Genomic DNA, 19,475 nt, shown 5'->3' on the forward strand with positions numbered 1-19,475 from the left:
CGGTCTGGCACGGCGACTGCCGGCCGGCGGACAAGATCGCCCGCCTGGAAGCGCTGGCCGCCGAGGGGCGCAAGGCGGCGATGATCGGCGACGGCCTCAACGACGCCCCGGCCCTGGCCGCGGCCTTCGCCTCCCTCTCGCCGGCCGATGCCGCCGACGTCAGCCAGGTGGCTGCCGACATCATTTTCCAGGGCGAGCGCCTCGCCCCGCTGGTCGAAACCCTCGATACCGCCCGCGCGTCCCGCCGCCTGGTGGTCGAGAATTTCGCCCTGGCCCTGCTCTACAACCTCATTGCCGTGCCGATTGCCGTCGCCGGGCTGGTGACGCCGCTGATCGCGGCCGTCGCCATGTCCTCCTCCTCGATCCTGGTCACCGCCAACGCCCTGCGCCTGAACCTGAAGAAGCGGGGTGAGCTGGCATGAGCGCCCTGGCCTATCTGATTCCCGTCGCGCTATTCCTGGGTCTGCTGGGCCTTGTGGCCTTCCTCTGGGCCCTCAGGAGCGGCCAGTTCGATGACCTGGACGGCGCCGCCCACCGCATCCTCCTCGACGAAGACGAGGACGAGTCGCAAAAACCCAAGGATCGTTAGCTAGCGCCGTTTGTGTGTTGACGGCGCCGGCCCGCACCCCCTCCCGGCCACCCACTATGATAATCGCATTGGGTGGCCGGGAGGGGGTGCGGGCCGGAACCGATTCGACGTAAGTCGAACGCGCTTCAGCGCCCAACCGTATCGCGGTAGGCGTGCCAGGTGGCGTGGCCGACCAGCGGGAAGGTGACGATCAGCCCGACGAAGAGGGTGACCAGGCCGCAGGCCGTGAGCAGCGCCACCAGCCAGGCCCAGAGCAGCATCGGCTTGGGGTTCGTGCGCACCGCCCGGATGGAGGTGACGATGGCGGTGACGAAGTCCATCTCCCGCTCCATCAGCAGCGGCACGGAGATCACGCTGACCGCAAAGACGACCAAGGCCAGACCGGCGCCGGCCAGGCTGCCGACGATCAGCAGCAAGAGGCCGTTGGCCGTGAACAACAGCGTCGGAACCATCTCCGACAGCGGCGGAAACTCAAGGGTGCCGAGGAACAGCGCGAACAGCAGCGTGGCCAGGCGCATCCATATCAGCAGCACGATCATCAGGGAAACGCCCAGGAAGGCGAGGCCCATCGGCGAGCGGGTGGCGACGAAAAGCGCCGAACCCAGGGTCACCGGCTCGCCCCGTTCCAGGCGCCGGCTGGTCTCGTAGAGGCCCACGGCGAGCATGGGGCCGACCAGCATGAAGCCGGCGATCAGCGGCAGCAGCAGATAGGAGAGATCGGCCAGCAGCACGCCGGCGGTGATGGCGAAGGACACGAGGCAGAAGATGGCGCCGTAGACGAGACTGACCCCCGGCGCCTGCCAGATATCCTGCCAGCCGGCGGCAAGCCAGGACCAGGGCCGTTCCATCTCCAAGCGGCGCACCGGCGGAATTGCCGACTGCGGACTGCCATCGGTTACTGTCATGACGCCTCCTCCCGAAACCGGGCTCTTCTTGCATTCGTTGAGGGCGCCCTACCCAGGCCCGAGCGGCATCATAGCCCGCCGTCCGGCGGATCGGAAGGCTGCTGGCGGTGTGTGTCCGCCGGTCAGCCGGCGGCGATCCATGTCAGCGGGAATCGGACCAGGAGTTGGCGCGGATCTCCTGCTCACGCAGCAGGCGGAAGGCGCCGGTGGTGACGAAAGGCGCTTGGCGCCGGGTCAGGCCTTCCAGATAGGCGATGCCCCGGACCCGGTAGGTGAGATCGCCGCGCTCCGCCAACAGCACCAACTGCTGCACCAGATCGATCACGGTGGTCGATGCCATCACCGAGAGCGCCGCTTCGCCGAGCCGCGGCACGGTAACCGACTCATTGGAAAAGCCGCTGGCGAAGTCGGCACCGTTGACATCCAGGTCGAAGGTCAGGCCGTCCAGCGGCAGAGCGAAGTCGTTCGGGTTGCCGATGCGCAGATCGATCTGAAAGCGCTGTTCGAAGGCCCCGCTGTCCAAGAGGCGCAGATCCGTGATCCGCACCTGCGGGGGCAGCGGCGCGCTGGAACTGCAGGCCGCCAGCAGAACCAGGACGAGGGGCAGCACGAGCCAACACGCCGCCCCCCGGAACCAGGTCGCCGGCTTCTGCCTGCAGATCGTCGTTGCGCCGTTCAATTGCCGAACAGGCCTTTCTTCAGGTCGAGCGGCGAACTGTCGCCGTCGCCGCCTGAGCCGGGCACCAACTTATCGAGCAGGCCCTTGGCCCCGCCCTCGGTGGCGTCCTTCAACGAGTCGCCATCCGGCACTTTTTCCAGCAGGGCCCCGGGATCCTTGATCTGGTCGGTCAGCGCGCCGGCCAGGTCCGGACGATAGGAGATATCGTGCCAGGGGCCGGTCACCTTGATGGGCACCGCGATACCGGCCAGATCGGAGGCGCCGCCCTGGCCCTCCAGGGAGCCCACCAGCTTCGGCTTGACCTCGTAGTCCACGGTGCGCGGCGGCAGCGGGATCGTACCTTCGCCGGTCATGCGCACAAGCGGGGCGACCAGGGACAGGTCCTTGTTGGACACGATCCCCTTGTCGATCTGGAAGGTGCCGGAAAGCTCGGCAAAGTCGGTCTGCTGCGCGTCGTCGAAGGACTGGTCGATGGCCGCCACAGAGATGTTGCGCATCATCGCCGCCAGATTGATACCCTTGATGGCGCCGTCCTTGAAGACCACCGCGCCGTCGCCGGCCAGGCTCGACACCAGTTCCCGCTGCGAGCCGCCGCTCGCGGTCACCGCCAGCCTTGTCTCGGTGGTGCCCAGGATACGGTCGAAGTCCGCCAAATCGGCGAGGAAGGGACCGGCCTGGAAATTGGCCAGATCGAAGTCGGCGGCCAAGTCCGGCTTGCCGCTGCTGGCGTCGACCACGATCCGGCCCTTACCGCTGCCTTCGTAGAGCTGCATTTCCGCCAAGTCGGCGGTGAGCTTGCTGTCCTTCAGCAGGACGGCGAGGCTGCTTTGGCCGATCTTGACGTTTTGGAACTGAATGCCGCCCGCATTGAACGCGAGATCGGCATCGAGGGCGCCGAGGGCGGAGACGTCGATGGGCTCGTCGCTCCAGTCGCCGCCGGCGCCGTCTGAAGCGGCATCTGACCCGCCCGTCGTGGCACCACCGCCAGCACCGGCCGGAGCCTCCCCGCCCTCCGGCGGCAGGTAGGGATTGAGGTTGAGCTGGTCGACCGTCAGTTCCGCCTTGATCATGGGCTTGGCGCCGCGGCCGTCGACGGAGAACAGCCCCTCACCGGAGATCTCGTCGATCGACAGCTTCGCCTCGGTCAGCGCCACCTTGGCGCCCATCATCTCAAGCACGCCCTCCAGGTTGAAGGGGCCCAGGCCCTCGCCGGGGAAATCCAGGGGGTTGCCGGTCCAGGCCGCCAGCCCGCGGATCGAGGGGATGGCAAGACCGAGCTGGCCCTGCAGGCCCAGTTCCCCCGCGTTGCGCGCCGCGCCATCGAAGGAAAAGGTCACCGGCGCCGCCTCGACCTTCATGGCCAGGTTGCTGGGCTCGCCGGACATCAGGTTCCTGGGGTTCTCCGCATCCACGGAGAGGGTGATGGTCTCCTCCTTCCAGACGGCAGAGCCTTCGGCGGCAAAGGGGGCGGAGAGCGACGGCAGCGAAAGCTCCATGTTGATGGCAGTGACGCGCTCTTCCTGGCCGCTCCGGCGGTCGATATAGGAGAGACTGCCGTCGATCAGGCGCACCTCGCCAAGCCGGATCTCGCTGACGGCCGAGCTGCCGCTTTCCGAGCCGCTGCTGTCGGCAGCGGCGCCATCGCTTGCAGGCGCCGATCCGCCGGTCTGGAGATCCCAGTTGGCTTTGCCGTCGGCGTCGACCTCCAGGTTGATCACCGGGCGGTCCAGGATGAAACGGTCGACCGCCACCTCGCCGCCGATGAGCGGCAGGATCTGCAGGGCGACATCGAGCTTCTCGATGGTCACCATCTCCGGCGCGCTGGCGCCGGGGGCGTTGGAGATGCCGACGTCCTCGACCGAAACCGCGATCGCCGGAAAGAGGGAGAGGGAGATCGGCCCGTCGATGCGCAGGTCGCGCCCGGTCGCCTGCTTGGCCTGGGCCTGGATCTCGCCCTTGTAGCTCTCCAGCGGCACCACCAGAGGGATAATGACGACGGCGGCAATCAACAGGACCACCAGCACGCCCAGGCCGATCAATAACTTCTTCATGTCGCTCGAAACCTCCTACCAAAGCGCCGATCCGCCAGGGACCGCGCCGTTATCCCCCGAACACCTTCTGCAAGATTTCCGTCGTGCGCTTCGCCGGATCGCTGCGGATCGCCGCCTCTTCGCGCGCCACGTAGGTGAACAGGCCGTCCAGTGCCTGCTCCAGAGCGTAGCTCGTCAAATCGGCCTTGGCATCGGGCACGAACGGCAGGGAGCCGTACTCCCCCATCATGGTCTCGTAGGCGGCGATGGCGCCGACATCGGCCAGACTATCATCTATGACCGGGCGCATGGCATCGGACAGCGGCGCCGTCATCTTGTCCTGGAAGTAGCGCGTCGCCGCATCCTCCGGCCCATCGTAAATTCGCTTGGCATCGTCCAGCGTCATGGCCGAGATGGCATCCCAAAAGATCTGCTTGGCTTGCGGCGTGGCCTGCTCCGCCGCCCGGTTCAGGCGCAGTTCCAGGTCGTCGGCGAGAGAGGACATGCCGACCGCCTGCAGAGCCTTCTGCACCTTCTGAAGGGAGTCGGGCAAGGGGATATGAACGTCGGGGTCGGCATTGAAGCCGTCGTCCTGGCCAAGCTTGTCGACCACCCGTTCGGTGCCTACCCGCAAGGCCTCGCGAAGACCGTCGCCGATCTCGGCTTCGCTGAGGCTCGCCGCCGAGAGGCCATCGGCCGGATCGCTGCTGTCGCCGTTCAGCAGGTCCTTGGCCTTGTCGAACAGGCTGCCCTGGGCGGCGGCGCTCTGCGGCAACGCCGCAAAGCTCACGGCCAGGAACAGAAGCGCAAGCCCGGCGGCCCATGCCATCGGGACTTGCTGGCCATGGTGGCGCCCCTGGCGCCCCCGGTTACTCCGCTGCGGCGCTGGTGATCGTGTGGACCATGCGCTGCGGATAGGGGATCGAGATGTTTTCCACATCCATCCGGTTCTTCAGGTTCTTGGTCATATCGAACTTGAGGCCCCAGTAGTCCGCCGCGTTGCACCAGATGCGCACCACGAGGTTCACCGAGCTGTCGCCCAGGTCGGTTACCGCGGCCATCGGTGCCGGGTCGGCATGAACCCGGGAATCCTTGTTCACCTCATCCAGGCAGGCGGCCAGTGCGCGGTCGATCTCGTCCTCGTAGGCAATGCCGATGGCGAGATCGACGCGGCGGGTCGCATGAAAGCTGTAGTTCTTGATCGCCGAACCCCAGAGCTGGGAGTTGGGCGCAATGATCTGCACGTTGTCCGGTGTCGCCAGTTCGGTGACGAAGAGCGTGATGCTCTTGACCGTGCCGGCCAGACCGCCGCCTTCGATGTAATCGCCGATCTTGAAGGGGCGGAAGAGCAGCAGCATGACCCCGGCGGCGACATTGCTGAGCGTGCCCTGCAGGGCCAGACCGATGGCCAGACCCGCCGCGCCCAGCACGGCGATGAAGCTGGTGGTCTCGATCCCGAACTGCGCCAGCACGGCGACGACGGTGAAGACCACCACCGCATAGTAGGCAAGGCTGGCGAAGAAGGTCCTGAGGGTTTCATCGACCTTCTGAACCTTGCTCAAGGCCTTGGTAACCGCCGCCTTCACCCAACCGGCGACCATGAAGCCGACGATCAGGATGACGATGGCGCCAATGACGCTCAGGCCGTAGCTGGTGACCAGCCCCACAACCAGGTCCCACACTCCGGTAACCGACTCTTCCATCTAACGCTCCCCAGACTTGGTCTCGCGGCGCACGATCCGATCCCAGCCCGTTTCGCAGGCTGAGCCCCCCGCGCGCTCGTTTTTCTGCATCCTCTTCATGGGCGAATGGCCGCGGCTGAGTCCCCAAGGCCCTGCAGCCCGTCCCAATCGCCGCTCCCTTTGCTAGTCTAAACGTTTGGCAAAGTAAAACTGAATGCTTCGCGTAGGCGATATCCCCTGGGACCCACGGCGTATTGCCTGAAAGGTGCCTGGACTAGACCGCCTTTCGTCACCGCAATCCAAAAACAATTCTGTGACGATTACAACCTTAAGATTTATGTTTCTCGGCCGTAAGTTGTTTTATCGGCTCGATTCTCGCTGTCCACGAGGTGCAGAAACGATCCCATGACCGCACCCAGGCGTTGCCCTGCTGTCCCACCGGGTTCGCCGGAGGCCAGGGCCACCTGAAAAAGGGGCTCGCCACCGGCAGCCGAGACACTGGCGTAGTGGAACTCGTGGGCCCGAAAGGTGGCTCCGGCCGGCCCCAGCGCCCCGGCGCTGTGGAGCTTTGCGTGCCGGTATCCGAGGCTGCGCCGTGCGTTCCTGAGGGAGCTTTCCATGGGCAGGAGGCCCAGCATCTCGTGATGCCGGCCCTCCCCATCCTCCAGGCCCCGGCCGAGCACCATATAGCCGCCGCACTCCCCATAGATCACCGCCCCCGCCGCCGCGGCGTCCGTGACCCCTTCGCGAAAGCGGCGGTTGGCGGCCAGGGTCTCGGCGTGCAGTTCGGGGTAGCCGCCGGGAAGGTAGACCGCGTCGGCTTCGGAGTCCGGCGCCTCGTCCGCCAGGGGAGAGAAGAGGGAGATCTCGGCACCGACCCGGCGCCAGGCGTCGAGCACGAAGGGATAGCTGAAGGCAAAGGCGGTATCCCGGGCCACCGCGATACGCTGGCCGAGCGGCGGTAGCGGAGGATCCGAAGCCCCGCCGCTCAAGACCGCGGGACGGGCCGTCGCCAGCAAGGCCGCGGTGTCGATCCGCTGCCCCAGCAGGTCGGCCGCCGTGTCGAGGAACGGCTCCAGGGCCGGGTCCTCGCCGGCCTGAACGAGCCCCAGGTGGCGCGACGGCCGCTGCAAAGCCGGATCGCGCCGCAGCACCCCGATCACCGGCAGCTCCGCCCCGTGGCAGGCCTCGCGTAACAGGCCTTCGTGCCGGTCGGAGGCCACCGCATTCAGGATCACGCCCTGCACCCTGACTGCCTCGTGAAAGCCCTGGAAGCCCTTCGCCAAGGCGGCCACCGAAGCGCCCATACCCTGGCAGTCCACGACCAGGACCACCGGCCAGCCGGTCAGCGCGGCCAGCGCGGCTGTCGAGCCGGCAGGCAGGCCGTAGCGATCGCGCACGACCGCCCCGTCGAACAATCCCATGACGCCCTCGCCGACGATCAGCTCGGCATCGCTGCCCGCCTGCCGTAGGGCCGCCGCCAGGGTCTGCTCGCGCATGGCCCAGGAATCGAGGTTGAGGCAGGCGCGCCCGGTGGCCGCCTCGTGAAAGGCCGGATCGATGTAGTCCGGGCCCACCTTGATGGAAGCCACCCGATGGCCGCGGTGGCGCAGGTGCCGCAGCAGCGCCAGGGTTACGATGGTCTTGCCGCTGCCCGATGCTGGGGCCGCAATGAGGAGGCCGGCCGGGCCGGCGGTCATGCGCTGTCGCGCCCTCGGCGCAGCCCCAGGGGATCGTCGTGCAGAACCCGCCCCTCGGCCGCGCCCTGCCAGTCGAGCCCCTGGCGCAGGCGCACCACCTCGCCCACCACCACCATGCAGGGCGGCTCGATGCCCCGCGCCGACGCCTCCTCGGCGCAGCGGCCCAGGCTGGTCTCCAGCACGGTCTGGCTCGGCAGGGTCGCCTGGCTGATGATGGCCACCGGTTCACCGGGGCGGCGCCCCTGTTCCATCAGCGCGGCGGCGATGGCGGCCAGATGCTTCAGGGCCATGTAGAGCACGATCACCGGGGAGCCCTTGGCCACCGCCGCCCAGTCGATCCCGTCGGGCACCTCGCCGCCGACGCCATGGCCGGTGAGGAAGGTCACCGCGGAATTGGTGTCGCGGTGGGTGACGGGAATCCCGGCATAGGCCAGGCCGCCGATGCCGGCGGAGATGCCGGGCACGATGCGGAAGGGAACGCCGGCGGCGACCAGGGCGAGGGCTTCCTCCCCGCCACGGCCGAAGACGAAGGGATCGCCGCCCTTGAGGCGCAGCACCCGCCGCCCGTCCTTGGCCAGGCGCACCAGCCGCTGGGAGATATCCGCCTGTACCGGCGAGGGCCGGCCGCCACGCTTGCCGGCATAGATGCGCTCGCAGCCGGGCTTGGCGAGATCCAGAACCGCTTCGCCGACCAGCGCGTCATAAACCAGGACATCGGCCTGCTCCAGGGCGTTCATGGCATGCAGGGTCAGGAGCCCGGGATCGCCGGGACCGGCACCGACAAGCCAGACCGTTCCGGGCTGAAAGACGGGAAGGGATGCGGACAGAGGGGTCATAACACGCAGTCTAGACAGCGCCCGCTCGGCAGCCTAGTCAAGGAAAAGCCGCGATTTGTAGAATAGCGACATCATGCGAAAGCCCGAAGGCAGTTTGCGGCGCGGCTGGACCACCGGCGCCTGCGCGACGGCGGCAACCAAGGCCGCCTATACCGCCCTGCTCACCGGACAGTTCCCGGACCCGGTCACCATCACCCTGCCGAAGGGCGAGCAGCCGGCCTTCGCACTGGCGCGGGAGGCCCTCGGCCGGGACGCGGCCTCCGCCGCCATCGTCAAGGACGCCGGCGACGACCCCGACGTGACCCACCTAGCTCTGGTCGGCGCGACGGTGCGCCGGGGCGCCGCCGGGCAAGGCGTCACCTTCAGGGCCGGACCGGGCGTGGGGACGGTCACCAAACCAGGGCTGCCGCTGCCGGTGGGGGAAGCCGCCATCAACCCGATACCCCGGCAGATGATGCAGGCCGTGGTCGCGGAGGTCGCCGCCGAACACGGCGATGCCGGCGATCTGGAGGTCGAGATCTCGGTGGACAACGGCGCCGAGCTGGCCAAGCAGACCTGGAACCCGCGCCTCGGCATCCTCGGCGGGCTCTCGATCCTCGGCACCACCGGCGTGGTGGTGCCCTTTTCCTGCTCGGCCTGGATCCACTCCATCCACCGCGGCATCGACGTCGCCCGGGCCACCGGGATCGATCACGCCGCCGCCAGCACCGGATCGACCTCCGAGGCGGCGGTGCAGAGGCTCTACGACATGCCGGAGACGGCGCTCTTGGACATGGGCGATTTCGCCGGCGGCCTGCTGAAGTACCTGCGCCGCCACCCGCTGCCGCGGCTCACCATCGCCGGCGGCTTCGGCAAGCTCTGCAAGCTGGCGGCGGGGCATCTCGACCTGCATTCCGGACGCAGCCAGGTGGACTTCGACCTGCTGGCTGAGATCCTGGAGGCGCTCGGCGCCAAACCGCAGCTCCTTGCCGAGACCCGCGGCGCCAACACGGCCAAGCAGGTGCTGGACCTCGCAGCCGAGGCCAAGCTGCCGCTGGCCGATGCCGTTGCAGCAAGGGCCCGCGGCACCGCCCTCGGCGTGCTGGACGGCGAGACCGAGATCGAGGTGCTGATCTTCGACCGCGGCGGCACCCTCGTCGGCGCCAGCCCCAAGTACCCTCATGGCTAGTCGGCGGCGCATCCTTTTGCTGGGCGGCACCGGCGAGTCCCGCGCTCTCGCCGAACGACTCGTCACCCAGGACGGGGTCGAGGTGATCTCCTCCCTCGCCGGGCGCACCGAACAGCCACAGGCGATCCCCGGGTCCCTGCGGATCGGCGGCTTCGGCGGCATCGACGCCCTGGCGCGCTACTTGGCCGAGGAGCGGATCGACCTGCTGGTCGATGCCACCCATCCCTTTGCCGAGCGCATCTCGGAAAACGCCGCCGATGCCTGCCGGCGCAGCGGCACGCCGCGCCTGCTGCTGCGCCGCGCGCCCTGGCAGGCCGTCGAGGGCGACCGCTGGATCAGTGTTGCCGATGCAGATGCAGCGGCCTACGCCGTGCCGGGCCTCGCCGAGCGCGTCTTCCTGTCGGTCGGCCGCCAGGAACTGGCCGCCTTCGCACCCCTGGTCGAGACCTGGTTCCTGGTGCGCATGGTCGACGGCCCGCGCCAGGCGCTACCGTTGGCGCGCTGCGAAGTAGTGCTGGACCGCGGCCCCTTCGAAGAAGAGGGGGAGCGAGCCCTGCTGCTGGAGCACCGCATCGGAGCGCTGGTCACCCGCAACAGCGGCGGCGAGGCCACCTATCCCAAGATCGCGGTTGCCCGCGCCCTCGGCCTGCCGGTGGTGATGATCGACCGCCCCGCATTCAACGCCGCGGAGACCGTGACCAGCGTCGAGGACGCTCTGGCCTGGATCGCGGCACGAACCTAGGCCCTTGACGTTTTGACGGCACCGGCCCGCTCCCCCACCCGGCCACCCACTAGGATACTTGCGCTGGGTGGCCGGGTGGGGGAGCGGGCTGGAACCGCTTCGACGTAAGTCGAAACACTCTAGGCAGAACGCTGCGGCCGGATCACCAAGGTCCTGAGGGCAACGGCCGCAGCAAGGGTCACGAGCGAGAGGAAGATGGACAGATAGAGCACGGCTTCAGCGCCGAAGTCTTCGAGCAGCGCGGCAAAAGCAAAGGGAGCCATGGCGGAGAGAAGGAAGCTCGGCACCCGCAACCAGCCGACGATAGCGCCGTAGGTGCGGATATCGAAGAGGATCAGCGGCATGGTGCCGCCGGCAATGGTGATGATGCCGTTGCCGGCGCCGTAGACGAAGGCGAAGACCGCCGCAGCAGACAGATGGCCACCGCCGGCCAGCCCGATGACGAAGCAGCACGGCAAAGCCAGGGTCGCCAGGAGGTTCAGGGTGACGGGGTGGAGGCGGCCGCCGAACAGCACCTCCGCCAGGCGGGCGAGAGACTGGCCGATGCCGCGCAGCGCCGAAACCGAGACCGCCAGGGCCGCCGCCAGGCCGAGTTCGCTCAGCAGGCCGATCATATGCGCCGACATGGCCGAGCTGAGGGCGCTGGTCAGGCTCATGATGACGGCATAGAGCAGGGCGATCTGAATGTGGCCATTGCGACCCGAGACCACGGGTTCTGACGGCACCGCCGGCTCTGCGGCCTCTGCCGCATCGTGGCGGCGGGACGGGATCGCGAGGTGCAGCGGCAGGGTGAACAGGGCAAAGGCGGCATAGCACAGCAGCGCGCCGCGCCAACCGAAACTCTCTGCCAGCAGGTGGCCGAGGGGCCAGAAGCAGGAGGAGGCAAGGCCGCCGAGCAAGGTGACCTGGGCGATGGGCCGCTGCGCCAACGGCCCGCCGATACGCGCCAAGGCCGCGAAGGCCGCCTCGTAGAGGGTCGCGCGCATTGCCAGGCCGAGGCAGATCCAGGCCCCGTAGTAGCCGACGAGATCCTGCGCAAGCGACAGCCAGAGGCAACCGCAAGCCGAGAGCAGCGATCCCATGGCCATGACGCGGCCGCCGCCAAATCGGTCGATCAGCGTCCCGACCGCCGGCGACACCAGTCCCATAACCACCAGCGCCGCCGAGAAGCCGCCGAAGACCAGAGCCCGGCTCCAGCCCAGCTCGGCGCCGATTCGCTCGCCGAAGACGCCGATGAGATAGTAGGAAACGCCCCAGCAGACGAGCTGCGAGACGGCCAGGCAGGCGACCGTCCGCCGCGCGATCATCCCGGCGCAGCCGCCGGTCCGTTGCCCTGGGCCGCGCCATCGCTTCCGCCGTCCAGTGCGCGTTGCATGAGCACCGTGTCGACCGGGCGCCCGAACTTGAACCCGACGGACGTCAAGGTGCCGACCCGGCGGAATCCAAGCCGTTCATGCAGCGCGACGGAGCCCCGGTTGGCGCTGTCGCCGATGACCGCGATCATCTGCCGCCAGGGGCCGGCCTCGCAGCGGGCGACCAAGGCGGAAAGCAGGGCCCGGCCGACCCCCCTGCCCTGCGCCCCCGCCGCCACGTAGACCGAGTCTTCGACGGTGTAGCGGTAGGCGGCGCGTGGCCGATAGGCGCTGGCGTAGCCGTAACCGACGAGCTGGCCGTCCAGCTCCGCCGCCAGATAAGGCAGGCCCTGCTCCAGGATCCGGGCGTGCCGTGCCAGAAGTTCGCCGACCGCCGGCGGCGCCTCCTCGAAACTCGCCAGTCCCTGGGTGACCTCGCGCGCGTAAATGATTTGGATCGCCGGCATGTCGGCGGTCCGGGCATCGCGCACCCGGACGATCCGATTGCCGATACCGGGTTCGAAAGCAGGGTAGACAAGCTCCATGACGGTCTCCTTGCCAGACCTCGGGATTGGAGGCCCGGCGTGACAAAAGGGCGGGCGGCGACCCATGCGCGGCAAACTGGGAGACGGCGAACTGCGGGGCAGCGGCAGCCGCTCGATGGCCATATTGCAGCTTGGATTTACATTTAAAAATCTTTATTTTCTGATGTAATCCATGAGGAATTCTTATCGATGCGTGGCCTTAAACTCGACCAGTTGCGGACCTTCTCGGAAGTGATCGCCCGCGGCAGCTTTTCGGCGGCGGCGGACCGCCTGCAGCTCAGCCAGCCTGCCGTCAGCCTTCAGGTCCGCGAGCTGGAGAAGCGCATCGGGGTTCGCCTGATCGAGCGGGTGGGCAAGCGCGCCACGCCGACCGCTGCGGGGATTGAGCTCCTCGACCATGCCCGGAAGATCGAAGAGGCGGTCTCCGCCACCCTCGACGGGATGGCCGCTCATGCCAGCGGCGCCCTGGGGCGGGTGCGTATCGGCACCGGCGCGACGGCCTGCATCTACCTGCTGCCGCCGATCCTGCGGGACCTGCGCCAGCGCTTCCCGACACTGGAGATCACCGTGCGGACCGGCAACACGGCAGACATGCTGAAAGCACTGGAGGAGAACCGCCTCGACCTCGGCCTGGTTACCCTGCCGGCCCCCGGGCGCATGTTCGCCGTGACCCCGCTGCTCGAGGACGCCTTCGTCGCCGTGGCCGCCGTCGACGGCGAGCCTCTGCCCAGGACCGTCACCCCGGCCGTTCTGGCAAAGCGCCCGCTGGTGCTCTACGAAGCCGGCGGTAACACGCGCCGCGTCGTCGACGAGTGGCTCGCCCGTGCCGGCATCGCCCTCAATCCGGTGATGGACCTGGGCAACGTCGAGGCCATCAAGGAGCTGGTGGGGGCCGGGCTCGGCTGTGCCGTGCTGCCGGAGATCGCCGTGCGCGATGCCGGGCGCAGCAGCGTCCGTAATGACGGCCAAGCCAGCCCCCTGGTCTCCCGCCCGCTGTCGCCGAAGCTCAACCGGACCCTGGCGCTGGTCATGCGCCGCGACAAGATCCTCGCCAAGGGCCTGCGCGAAACCGTCAAGGCGCTACGCCAGATTGCCTGATCGCGCGCCCGATAGCGGGCAACCTGCCGGTAATCAGGCGATCTCGGCGGTGGTTTCCAGGCCCGCCAGGCGCAGGCCGTCCAGGAAATAGAGGTCGTCGGCCGGGTCCTTGTACATGGGCCTGAGAGCCCAGCGCAGCGCGAAGCCGGGGTCCAGGCGCTCGCATTCCGACAAGGCCGCCCGCGCCTCTTCCCGGCGGCCCAGGTGGCCCAGGGCCGAGGCCAGCACGAGATGGCCGAGCGGATAGTCGGCGCGCCGGTGGGTCGCCCGCTCGGCCCAGCGCGCGGCCTCCTCGGGATTGCGGGCGTTGAGATGGGCCCGCGCCACCATGGTGATGCTGAAGTGAATGCGTGGATCCTGAGGATTGAGGCGCAGGGAGCGCTCGAGATGGGCGATCCCGTCCATGGGCCGGCCGGCGAAGCTGCTGGCGATGCCGAGCTGGGCGAAGGCGGTGGCGTTGCTGGGGTTGAGCTGCACCGCCTGCTCGCCGGCGGCGATGGCGAGGTGAAACTGGCGGTCCCAGATCATCCCGAAGCCGAGAATGCAGTGCGCTTCGGAGTTCGCCGGATCGATGGTCACCGCCTGGCGCGCGGCGGCGAGCAGGGCCTGGATCGTCTGCTCACGGCCCCGCGTAAACTCGAACCAGAGATCGCGCTGATGGCTGAAGGCCAGCCCGACATAACCCTCGCCGTAGGCAGGATCGAGGGCGATGGCCTTCTCGAACATCTCGCGGGCGGAGGCATTGCCCTCGGCGGTGAATTCCTCCAACAGGGCCCGGCCCTTCAGGCAATAGGCCCAGGCGGTCATGTCCTTGGGCCGCACGGCGCTGGCCCGGTCCCGCTCGGCCCGCTCCACCTCCGGCGCCACCGTCGCCGCAATGTGGTGGGTGATCTCGTCCTGCAGGGCGAAGACGTCTTCGAGCTCGCGGTCGAACTTGACGGCCCAGAGGTGGTGGCCGTTGGCGGCGTCGATGAACTGCACGTTGACGCGCACCCGATTGCCGTCCTTGCGGATGCTGCCTTCCAGCACATAGCGGGCACCGAGATCGCGGGCGACGGTGCGGACGTCCGGGGACTTGCCCTTGTAGGCGAAGGTGGAGTTGCGGGCGATCACGGGAAAGGAGCGCCAGGCGGCAAGGGCGGTGATGATGTCCTCGGTCAGGCCATCGACGAAATAGTCGTCCGCCGGATTGCCGCCGAGATTGTCGAAGGGAAGCACCGCGACCGTGGGCAGGTCGTCTGCCGCAACCTCCGCGCTTTTCTCGGCCGCCTGGGTCATCGAAGCCGTCTCGACCTTGTCCAGGGCGAGGCGATAGACCCGCATGGGCCGGGCGATGTTCTTCAGCTCCCGGTCGCCCAGATCCTCAAATGTGAACTCCGGGCTGTTCGCCACGTTGCTGTAGACCATGTCCGAAACGCAGATTCCGCCCGGCTTGGCCAGCGATTCCAGGCGGGCGGCCACGTTGATGCCGTCGCCCAGATAGTTCTCCCGGTCCACCACCAGGTCGCCCAGATGCAGGCCGAAACGCATCAGAAGCTGCCGCTCCTCGGGCACGCCCGAATTCACGTCACGCAGGAAGCGCTGGATCTCCACCGCGCAGCGCAGGGCATCGAGCACGCTGGCGAATTCGAAGACCAGACTGTCGCCGGCGGTGTTGAACAGACGGCCCTGGTAGTCACTCACGACTTCGCAGATGTATTCCCGGCAGGCGGTCCAGTTCTGGATCGTCTGTTCCTCATCGGTCCCCACAAGGCGGCTGTAACCGACCACGTCTCCGGCCAGCACCGCCACAAGTTTCCTCTGTATTTTCAACATAATAGCGGAATCTTCTGGTTGATCTGTCTGCTGTTGATCCCACTATGGCAGGGGGCGCCCGCCAAGGGGAGACAGTCACGGTGAGTTACGTTACGCGCCCCGGGGCCTCGTGAGCCGGGGTTTCGTCAGTCGGGCCGGTCAGGGATGCGCAGGCCGGCCTTGCGCAGGCCATCGACGATTTGCCCGGACAGCTCCTCTGACATGTTCCAGGCCGCCAGGAAATCCCAGGCGCGCTCAGAGAAGTCCGGCGCCAGTTCCAGCAGCTTGTCGCAGGCACTGCGCCCTTCACGGTCGCGCCCCAACTGGCCATAGCACATGGCCAGCATCATGAAGTTCGCAAAGAACTCCGGCATCTGGATCTGCTTGGCCTCGGCCAGGGCGGCCTCGAACTCTTCCTTGCGGTAGTGGTCGGCAACCGCGGCGCAGTGGAACCAGCCGGGATGGGTGGGGCTGAGCGCAATGGCCTTTTGCGCCAGAGCGATGCCGCGCTCCCACTCGCCGGTCAGGGCGAGCATCAAGCCGTAGTCCGCCAGCATGTCGGTGTGGTTGGGATTGAGACGGACGGCCCGCTCCCCCGTTGCGCGGAAGTCGTCGAGCTCACCGCGATGAAAATGCGCGGTGAACAGGAAGTGATAGGCCATGGAGCTGTCGGGCTCCAGCATCACCGCCCGCTGCGCGGCCTGAAGGGCCCGGTCCAGCGGATTGCCTTCCCAGCCTGAGTTGAAGCCGAAGCGCACCGCATCCAGGTGGACGGAGGCAAGCGCCGCCCAGGCAGAGGCATAGCCCGGGTCCAACTCCACCGCCTGCTCCAGCGCAGTGAGCACGGGCTTGTGAGCCTGAGACGACGCGTTGGCCAGATATTCGTAGAAGCGCATGACCGCGTCGTAGGCGCCGATCGACTGTGCCGCCTTGCCGCGGGAGCGCCGCAAGGCGGCCCGCCCCACCACCCCGTGGGGGGCGCCGACAGCCGCAACGATGCGGTCGGCGATGTCATCCTGTATGTCCAGGATGCTCTGGCCCGAGAGATCGCGGTCGTAGGTCTCAGAGAAGAGGTGCCCGCCGTCGACGGCGTCGGTCAGTTGCCCGGTGACCCGGATCATATCGCCGGCCTTGCGGACACTGCCTTCGAGGACGTAGCGCACCCCGAGGTCCTGACCGACCTCGCGAACGTCGACGTGCCGGCCCTTGTATTTGAAGGTGGAGTGGCGCGAGACCACCCGCAGATTCGGAAAGCGCGTCAGATCGTTGATGATCTCCTCGCTGACGCCGTCGGCGAAAAAGTCCTGGCCGGGATCGCCGCTCATGTTCTCGAAGCGCAGAACCGCAATCGAGGGGCCGGTGGGCAGCTCCGTGGCAACGTCCCGCTGCTCGTCGTCGCGCGCCTCACTTTGCCCCGGACGATCCTGGCGGCTCGCCGCAGCCGGCGGCGGCGGTGCCGGCTGGGTCGCCCGAAACAAAGGGACATAGCTTCCCTTCGGCAGGTCGATCCGGACCGCATCGTCGCTGCCCTCGGTCAGGTAATAGCGCTCCAGCCGGCGCCGCAGGCGGCCGGCCTCCACCCGTACGATGGTATTCGTTTGTGGATCGAAGGTCTCGTCGCGGTCGAAGACCTGGGTCGCGATGGTGTATTCCTTCAGCGCCTCGGCGCGCCCCGCCAGGGTCTCCTCGACGACAAATCCCAGGAAAGACTTCATACGCTCGGATTGGGCGAAGTCGGCGCTGCCCTGGATGCGGGCGAGCTGTTCGCGAACCGCGGTCTCCCCCGGGCCGGCTTGATCGCCGGCAGGTACTGAAGGAGATTGATCCCCGCGGGCCATCGCCCTCTCCCACTATCCCCCGTTCAGACCCCGCTCAAGCCCCCTGGGCCCATCGGGAAATCCTCGGCAAAATGCCTAACTGCATCGACTAATCGCAAGGGTAGCAGCCGGTTAGCGGGCTGTCGACGCCGCCGTTACTTACCGTAACAAACTGCTGCGCCCGCCCCTGAATCGCCATAGTCCCGGTCATCCGCCGCACCGCACGGCCAGCCCGTGCAACGGCGCGGAAAGACGCCAAGCCAAAAGGGGACACATCATGCGCGCAGCGATTGCAGTCATCAGCCTTCTCCTCCTTTCCGCCTGCGCCGACGGGCGCTGGGTCGCCAACGACCTGAGCAGCCTGTCCTTTCAGTTCTCGGCGCCGGCCCCCTCGGGACCCTTTGCCAAGTCCCACCCAACCGGCTCGCAACCCGAGACGGCCTACCGCCCGTCGCCGTCGCAGACCGCGACCAAACGCTGATTTCGACGCCCTTCCGGAGCACGCCCGACCATGACCGAAGCACCATCCCCCAAGACAGCGCCCTGGAGCGGCCCTGGCAAAACCATCGGCCGGGTGTTCGGCCTCCTGGCGCTCGCGATGCTGCCGAGCGCCTGCGACGAGCCCGCCCACGCCGACAAGAATGTGGTGCGGTCCATCAAATGGGTGACCCTGTCCCCGGACATCGCCGCGCAGCAGCGGCGGATCGCCGGGATCGTCGAGCCCGTCGACGTGACCGCCCTGAGCTTCGAGGTCGGGGGCCGCGTCGAAAAGCTGCACGTGCGCCTGGGCGACCGGGTGAAGGCCGGCGATATCCTGGCAGAGCTGGACCGCGAGCCCTTCCTGCTGCAGGTGCGCAATGCCGAGGCCGAGGTCGCCGCCGCCCATGCCGTCTACAAGGAAGAGGTCCAGAACCTGGAGCGGCAGAAAGCGCTTTTCCAGAAAGGCTGGATCGCCCAGGCACGCCTGGACACGGCGGTCGCCGGGCATGACGCCGCGAAGAGCCAGGTCGGCGCCCGCCGGGCGCAGCTCAATCTGCGGCACCGCGACCTGAAGCTGGCCACCCTGCGCGCGCCCTTCGACGGGGTCGTCTCGAAGAAGGTCATCGAGGCCTTCGAGCAGGTCTCCGCCGGCGAGCCGCTCTTCGAACTGAGCGGCGAGCGCGGCCTCAAGGTGACGCTGCGCGTGCCGCCGGAGCTGATCAATCAGATCGCCCAGGGACAGCGTGTCACCGTGACATTTCCCAGCGACGCCGGCCTCTCGCTCCCCGGTGTGGTGACCGAGATCGGCAACCGGGCCGTGGAGGCCAACGCCTTTCCGGTCACCGTCGCCCTGCAGGGGGTCCCCAAGCAACTGCGCGCGGGCCTATCGGCCGAGGTGGTCTTCACCTTTCCCAGCGCCGGCCCCAACAGCGCCGGTCCCGAAAGCGCCGGCCTTGCCGCGCCGAGTGGCGACAGCCTGATGGTGCCGATGTGGTCGATCCTCTCCGGCGAGGGGCAGACCTACTACGTCTTCCGCTTCGATGCGAAGACCTCGACCGTCCAGCGGATCGCGGTGATGATCGAGGACCTCCATGACAACGAAGTGCAGATCTCCGGCGACCTGCGCAGCGGCGACGTGATCGCGGCGGCCGGCGTCGAGTTCCTGAACGACGGCCAGACCGTCCGCCTGATGGGAGCAGAGATGCCATACGGCGCCGGAGCGGAGCAATGAACCTCACCGGCTTCGCCCTCGACAACAGCCGGGTGACGGCCCTGGTGGTCGTCCTGCTGGCCATTGTCGGCCTGCTCTCCTTCACCAGCTTTCCCAGCAAGGAGGATCCGGAGGTCACGGTGCGCGAGGCGGTGGTCGCCGCCTACTTCCCTGGCATGTCCCCGGAGCGGGTGGAAAACCTGATCACCCGCAAGCTGGAAAAGCAGATCCGCCGCATCCCCGAAGTCAAGAAGATCAAGTCGAGCTCCAAGACCGGCATCGCCATCGTTCACGTCGTCGTCTACGACAAGTTCTTCGAGATGGCGCCGATCTGGCAGAACCTGCGCAACAAGATGGCGGAGGTTCGCACCAGCCTGCCTCAGGGCACCATCGGGCCATTCGTCAACAGCGATTTCGGCGACGTCAATGTCGCCACCATCGCCCTCACCGCCAAGGGCTTCTCCTTCGAGGAGATGCGCAAGGTCGCCCGCGACATCCGCGACGAGCTCTATGCCGTGGAAGGAATTCGCCGGGTCGAGCTGCACGGCGTGCAGCGCGAGCGCATCTTCCTGGAGACGACCAACGCGCGCCTGGCCCGCTATGGCCTCTCGCCCGACGACCTGGTGGCGACCCTGGAAGCGCAGAACATCATCCTGCCCGGCGGGCGCGTGGAGATCGGCGGCTACGGCGTGGTCATCGAGCCGAGCGGCAATTTCGACTCCATCTACTGGCGGCCGTGTTGAAAGCCATCCACCCCACCCACAGCATACTGTTTACATGCGCAAGAGTATTATTGCGCCCCCAGGTATGTACCCACAACCTCAGCAATCACCTGGATCCCTTACTCG

Annotated in this window: 19 protein-coding genes; 8 read left to right on the forward strand and 11 right to left on the reverse strand. The window is 67.6% G+C overall.

Annotation, left to right across the window (positions count from 1 at the left end):
• Both Q0996_RS01420 and ccoS read left to right on the forward strand, forming a co-directional pair.
• Positions 1-422: HAD family hydrolase (locus tag Q0996_RS01420; protein WP_299615248.1), on the forward strand; the 422-nt coding region annotated here is incomplete at its 5' end.
• A complete protein-coding gene (gene ccoS, locus Q0996_RS01425; protein WP_299615251.1) occupies positions 419-589 on the forward strand; it encodes a cbb3-type cytochrome oxidase assembly protein CcoS in 171 nt (56 codons plus the stop codon). The genes Q0996_RS01420 and ccoS, both read left to right, overlap by 4 nt.
• Positions 590-714: 125 nt before the next feature.
• Here ccoS and Q0996_RS01430 read toward each other — a convergent pair whose 3' ends face one another.
• The 7 genes from Q0996_RS01430 to cobA form a co-directional block, all read right to left on the reverse strand.
• Positions 715-1,494: a DUF2189 domain-containing protein gene (locus Q0996_RS01430; protein WP_299615253.1), complete on the reverse strand. Its 780-nt coding sequence runs from the start codon at positions 1,492-1,494 to the stop codon at positions 715-717.
• 142 nt (positions 1,495-1,636) lie between these two features.
• On the reverse strand, positions 1,637-2,104 hold the full coding sequence (locus tag Q0996_RS01435) for an LEA type 2 family protein (protein WP_299615255.1): 468 nt from the start codon (positions 2,102-2,104) through the stop codon (positions 1,637-1,639).
• Between the two features lie 65 nt (positions 2,105-2,169).
• On the reverse strand, positions 2,170-4,224 hold the full coding sequence (locus Q0996_RS01440) for an AsmA family protein (RefSeq protein WP_299615256.1): 2,055 nt from the start codon (positions 4,222-4,224) through the stop codon (positions 2,170-2,172).
• A gap of 49 nt (positions 4,225-4,273) precedes the next feature.
• Positions 4,274-5,032, reverse strand: a complete 759-nt coding sequence (locus Q0996_RS01445) for a DUF4197 domain-containing protein (RefSeq protein ID WP_299615258.1) — start codon at positions 5,030-5,032, stop codon at positions 4,274-4,276.
• A gap of 40 nt (positions 5,033-5,072) precedes the next feature.
• Positions 5,073-5,906: a mechanosensitive ion channel family protein gene (locus tag Q0996_RS01450; protein ID WP_299615260.1), complete on the reverse strand. Its 834-nt coding sequence runs from the start codon at positions 5,904-5,906 to the stop codon at positions 5,073-5,075.
• Between the two features lie 314 nt (positions 5,907-6,220).
• A complete protein-coding gene (locus Q0996_RS01455) occupies positions 6,221-7,585 on the reverse strand; it encodes a cobyrinate a,c-diamide synthase (RefSeq protein WP_299615262.1) in 1,365 nt (454 codons plus the stop codon).
• The gene (gene cobA, locus Q0996_RS01460) at positions 7,582-8,421 is read right to left on the reverse strand and encodes a uroporphyrinogen-III C-methyltransferase (RefSeq protein ID WP_299615264.1); all 840 of its coding nucleotides are present in this window, start codon (positions 8,419-8,421) and stop codon (positions 7,582-7,584) included. Before cobA ends, Q0996_RS01455 begins: the two co-directional genes overlap by 4 nt.
• A 73-nt stretch (positions 8,422-8,494) precedes the next feature.
• Between cobA and Q0996_RS01465 the strand changes: the two genes are divergently transcribed.
• Both Q0996_RS01465 and Q0996_RS01470 read left to right on the forward strand, forming a co-directional pair.
• The gene (locus tag Q0996_RS01465; RefSeq protein WP_299615266.1) at positions 8,495-9,589 is read left to right on the forward strand and encodes a cobalt-precorrin-5B (C(1))-methyltransferase; all 1,095 of its coding nucleotides are present in this window, start codon (positions 8,495-8,497) and stop codon (positions 9,587-9,589) included.
• Positions 9,582-10,331 carry a cobalt-precorrin-6A reductase gene (locus tag Q0996_RS01470; protein WP_299615268.1) on the forward strand — a complete coding sequence of 250 codons (750 nt, stop codon included), beginning with the start codon at positions 9,582-9,584 and terminating at the stop codon, positions 10,329-10,331. Before Q0996_RS01465 ends, Q0996_RS01470 begins: the two co-directional genes overlap by 8 nt.
• A 119-nt stretch (positions 10,332-10,450) precedes the next feature.
• Here Q0996_RS01470 and Q0996_RS01475 read toward each other — a convergent pair whose 3' ends face one another.
• Together Q0996_RS01475 and Q0996_RS01480 are read right to left on the reverse strand one after the other, a co-directional pair.
• Positions 10,451-11,638: an MFS transporter gene (locus Q0996_RS01475; RefSeq protein WP_299615270.1), complete on the reverse strand. Its 1,188-nt coding sequence runs from the start codon at positions 11,636-11,638 to the stop codon at positions 10,451-10,453.
• Complete coding sequence (locus Q0996_RS01480) at positions 11,635-12,228, reverse strand: GNAT family N-acetyltransferase (protein WP_299615271.1); 594 nt, start codon at positions 12,226-12,228, stop codon at positions 11,635-11,637. The genes Q0996_RS01475 and Q0996_RS01480 overlap by 4 nt, the downstream gene beginning before the upstream one ends.
• 189 nt (positions 12,229-12,417) lie before the next feature.
• Between Q0996_RS01480 and Q0996_RS01485 the strand changes: the two genes are divergently transcribed.
• Positions 12,418-13,326, forward strand: coding sequence for a LysR family transcriptional regulator (locus Q0996_RS01485; RefSeq protein WP_299615273.1), 909 nt, complete (start codon positions 12,418-12,420; stop codon positions 13,324-13,326).
• Positions 13,327-13,359: 33 nt separating this feature from the next.
• Here Q0996_RS01485 and Q0996_RS01490 read toward each other — a convergent pair whose 3' ends face one another.
• Positions 13,360-15,111, reverse strand: a complete 1,752-nt coding sequence (locus Q0996_RS01490; RefSeq protein ID WP_299615275.1) for an adenylate/guanylate cyclase domain-containing protein — start codon at positions 15,109-15,111, stop codon at positions 13,360-13,362.
• Positions 15,112-15,266: 155 nt separating this feature from the next.
• Entirely contained in the window at positions 15,267-16,958 is a 1,692-nt protein-coding gene (locus Q0996_RS01495) for a hypothetical protein (protein ID WP_299615278.1), read from the reverse strand.
• Between the two features lie 256 nt (positions 16,959-17,214).
• Here Q0996_RS01495 and Q0996_RS01500 point away from each other — a divergent pair, with 256 nt between their 5' ends.
• Genes Q0996_RS01500 through Q0996_RS01510 form a run of 3 tightly spaced genes read left to right on the forward strand, consistent with a single transcriptional unit; the run spans position 17,215 to position 19,370 of the window.
• Positions 17,215-17,418: a hypothetical protein gene (locus Q0996_RS01500; protein ID WP_299615280.1), complete on the forward strand. Its 204-nt coding sequence runs from the start codon at positions 17,215-17,217 to the stop codon at positions 17,416-17,418.
• A 30-nt stretch (positions 17,419-17,448) separates the two neighbouring features.
• Positions 17,449-18,648, forward strand: coding sequence for an efflux RND transporter periplasmic adaptor subunit (locus tag Q0996_RS01505; protein ID WP_299615282.1), 1,200 nt, complete (start codon positions 17,449-17,451; stop codon positions 18,646-18,648).
• The gene (locus Q0996_RS01510; RefSeq protein ID WP_299615284.1) at positions 18,645-19,370 is read left to right on the forward strand and encodes an efflux RND transporter permease subunit; all 726 of its coding nucleotides are present in this window, start codon (positions 18,645-18,647) and stop codon (positions 19,368-19,370) included. Before Q0996_RS01505 ends, Q0996_RS01510 begins: the two co-directional genes overlap by 4 nt.
• The last annotated feature ends 105 nt before the right edge of the window (positions 19,371-19,475 follow it).

It is taken from the genome of Pelagibius sp. (assembly GCF_028289705.1).
GTDB lineage: Bacteria > Pseudomonadota > Alphaproteobacteria > Kiloniellales > Kiloniellaceae > Pelagibius.